Genomic DNA, 3,582 nt, shown 5'->3' with positions numbered 1-3,582 from the left:
CCCCCCGGCGGGGCCCGCCCTCCCCCCCGGGCCCGCCCTCTGGCCGGCCCCGATCCTTGGCCGGGGCGGAGATGCCCCGGCTTTTTCATGCCCGGATGCCCGGGCTCAGGCGTTTCGGCGCAGCGCTTCCGGATTGATCATGGCGTCCGGGTCCGGCGCGCCGGCCAGGAAGTCGATGACATTGCGCGCCGCCGCGGTGGCCATCCGCTGCAGCCCCTGGGCGGTGCTCGCGGCGACATGCGGCGTCATCACGACATTGGGCAGGGAGAGCAGCGGGATCGGCGCCGGCATCGGCTCCACCGCCACCACGTCCAGCCCCGCGCCGCCGATCCGGCCCGAGCGCAGCGCGGCCTCCAGCGCCGCCTCGTCCACCAGCGTGCCCCGGGCGGCATTGATCAGCTGCGCGCCCGGCTTCATCGCCGCCAGGAAGCCGGCATCGACCATGCCGCGCGTCTCCGCGTTGGAAGGGCAGTGCAGGGTCACGATATCGGCCTCGGCCAGCGCGGCCGCCCGGTCCCGCGCCGGCTCGTAGCCCAGGCCGCGGATCGTATTGGCCGGGATGAAGGGGTCGTGCACCAGCACCCGGAGGCCGAAGGCGGCGCAGAGCCGCGCCACCCGCGTGCCGATCCGGCCGAAGCCCAGGATCAGCACGCTGCGGCCGGCGAGATCGAAGGTCTGCGACTGGCCGGGCACCCGCCACTCGCCGCGCCGCACCCCCGCGTTGAAGGCCACCACCTGGCGCGCCAGGGTCAGCATCAGCATCAGCGTGTGCTCGGCCACCGAGCCCGCATTGGCCTCCGGCGTCACGGAGAGCAGGACGCCGCGCGCGGTCAGCGCCGGGACATCCACATTGTCGTAGCCGACCCCGTGGCGGCAGACGAAGCGCAGCCGCGGCGCGCGGTCGAGCAGGGCCTGGTCGACCGTCAGGCCACGGACGATCATGGCCTCCGCCTCGGCCAGCTCCGCCTCCAGCGCCGCCGGAGGCAGCTCCTCCGACGTCAGGAGCAGGACGCCCGGCTCGGCGCGCAGCAGGGCCAGCCCGTCGGCGTGGATGGGATCGGGAACCAGGACCTTGCTCGGCATGGTGCTCACTGGTCCCCCCAGGGGCGGCGCCGGAACAGGTCCCGCACGACCGCCGCCTCCTGCAGCACGGCCTCGCGATACTCGGCGCCGACGAAGGGACGCAGCGGCAGGTTGAGCTCGGCTGCCTCCTTCTGGAATCCGGGGTCCGCGAGCAAGGCGCGGAAGGCCTCCACCAGCCTGGCCTCCATCTCGGCCGGCAGGCCGGGCGGGCCGACGAAGCCGCGCGCCGAGCCGCCCAGCACGTCGAAGCCCTGCTCGCGGAAGGTGGGCACCTCGGCCATGGCCGGCCAGCGCTCCGGCGCCGCCGCGCCCAGACAGCGGGTGCGGCCCTCGCGCAGCAGGGAGAGCCCCTCGCTCAGATTGTAGGAGGCGACATCCAACTGCCCGCCCAGCAGGTCGCGGATGGCGACCGCGGTGCCGTTATAGGGGGCGTGGAGGGTGCGGATCCGGGTGGCTTCCTCGAAGGCCAGCAGCAGCAGGTGATCGTCCGATCCCACGCCCGCCGCGGTGCCGACGGACACCGTCTCGGCGCCCTTCCTGGCGGCGGCGACGAGATCGTCCAGGGTCCTGAGCGGCGAATCGGCGCGCACCCAGAAGGCGCAGGGATCGTCGACCAGCTGCGCCAGATAGGTGAAGGATTCGAGCGTCCAGCGCACGGGGCGTTCGAGCGGCTTGGCGCTGAGCCCGAGGCTGGCGATGGCGCCCAGGGTCAGCCCGTCCGGCCGCGCGGCATAGATCACTTCCGTGCCGGTCTGCCCGCCGGCGCCGACGCGGTTGGTGATGACGAAACGCGCGCCCGGCAGGTGGTTCGGAAGATGCTTCGCCGCGAGACGGGCCATGATGTCGATGCCGCCGGCCGGCGGATAGGGGACGATCATCTCGATCGGCCGGGCCGCGGGCCATTCGGCGCCGCCACCGGACTGGGCGAGAGCCGGGCGGGCCAGGAGGGCGGCCGGGGCGGCGGCCAGGGCGAGCCCCGGCAGCAGCATGGTGTTCAAACCGCGACGGGTCGGCATCGGGAACGTTCCTTGGAGATCCTGTGGCCCGTGAGCGACGGGCCCGGCGCAGCCTAGACGCCGGGCCGCGGCCTGGCCATGGCGCGGGCGCGGCGCCTTCGCGCTTGCATCATGGCCCCAAGGCGCGCATATGAGCCCCGCCGGCCCGGCTTCCCGGGTTTGGTCTTGAGTCCTGGTTGCGTGAATGACCGGCCCGATCGCGGGCACCGGTCCAGGCCAGGACCCCGGGCGAGCCTCCCGGAACCTCTTCCTCCCGGTACGACCCATCCACGCGGGGCGTCCTGACCCGCAACCGGTGCGGCCGTCATGGCGCGCGCCGAAGACTGGATGTGTCCTGAATGACCGATTTCACTGCCCTTGGCCTGGCCGAACCGCTGCTGCGCGCGCTGGAGCAGGAGGGCTACACCACCCCGACCCCGATCCAGGCCCAGGCGATTCCGCTGGTGCTGGAGGGGCGCGACCTGCTGGGCATCGCCCAGACCGGCACCGGCAAGACGGCGGCCTTCGCGCTGCCCATGCTGCACCATCTGGCGGCACGCCGGGCGCAGGCGCCGCGTGGCGGCTGCCGGGCGCTGATCCTCTCGCCGACGCGTGAGCTGGCTTCGCAGATCCACGACAATATCCGTGCCTATGGCCGCTTCCTCGGCCTGTCCACCACCGTCATCTTCGGCGGTGTCGGCGCGCGGCCGCAGATCCAGGCGCTGAGCCGCGGCGTCGATATCCTGGTGGCGACGCCCGGCCGCCTGCTCGATCACGTGCAGACCGGCGCCGCCCGCCTGCAGGGTGTCGAGATCCTGGTGCTGGACGAGGCCGACCAGATGCTGGATCGCGGCTTCTGGCCGGCGATCCGCAAGCTGACCGGCCTGATGTCCTCGAAGCGGCAGACGCTGTTCTTCAGCGCCACCATGCCGGCCGAGATCGCCCGGATCGCCAACGAGCTGCTGAAGGATCCGGCCAAGGTCTCCGTGACCCCCGTGGCCTCGACGGCCGAGCGGGTCGAGCAGCGGCTGATCCATATCGACGCCGCGCAGAAGCGCGTGCTGCTCTCGGAGATGCTGCGCCAGCCGGGCATCGGCCGGGCCCTGGTCTTCGCCCGCACCAAGCATGGCGCCGACCGCGTCGCCAAGCACCTGGTGCTGGACGGCATCAACGCGCACGCCATCCATGGCGACCGCAGCCAGGGCCAGCGCGAGCGCGCCCTGGCCGAGTTCCGCACCGGCCGCGCGCCGATCCTGGTGGCGACCGATATCGCCAGCCGCGGCATCGACGTGGATGGCGTGACGCATGTCTTCCAGTTCGACCTGCCCGACACGCCGGAGGCCTATGTCCACCGCATCGGCCGTACCGCCCGCGCGGGCGCGAGCGGCGAGGCCATCGCCTTCTGCGCGCCGGACGAGATTGCGAAGCTGAAGGCGGTGGAGAAGCTGATCTCCATGAAGATCCCCGCCGAGGACCGGCGCAGCGATGCGGGCCGGGCCGAGGC

3 protein-coding genes are annotated in these 3,582 nt (G+C 72.9%); 1 reads left to right on the top strand and 2 read right to left on the bottom strand.

The genetic code is table 11. The annotated features are described in order from the left end of the window. Positions 1 to 105: 105 nt before the first annotated feature. The gene (locus ACVMLK_RS20220; protein WP_457487444.1) at positions 106 to 1,083 is read right to left on the bottom strand and encodes a hydroxyacid dehydrogenase; all 978 of its coding nucleotides are present in this window, start codon (positions 1,081 to 1,083) and stop codon (positions 106 to 108) included. 5 nt (positions 1,084 to 1,088) lie between these two features. Then, on the bottom strand, positions 1,089 to 2,099 hold the full coding sequence (locus ACVMLK_RS20215) for a tripartite tricarboxylate transporter substrate binding protein (RefSeq protein ID WP_457487443.1): 1,011 nt from the start codon (positions 2,097 to 2,099) through the stop codon (positions 1,089 to 1,091). 338 nt (positions 2,100 to 2,437) lie between these two features. Between ACVMLK_RS20215 and ACVMLK_RS20210 the strand changes: the two genes are divergently transcribed. Further along, the coding region (locus ACVMLK_RS20210; protein ID WP_457487442.1) for a DEAD/DEAH box helicase at positions 2,438 to 3,582 on the top strand (1,145 nt) is incomplete at its 3' end.

The organism is Teichococcus aerofrigidensis, from assembly GCF_054073225.1.
The sequence above is the reverse complement of the archived record's forward strand: the minus strand, read 5'-3'. Positions and strand labels throughout refer to the sequence as shown.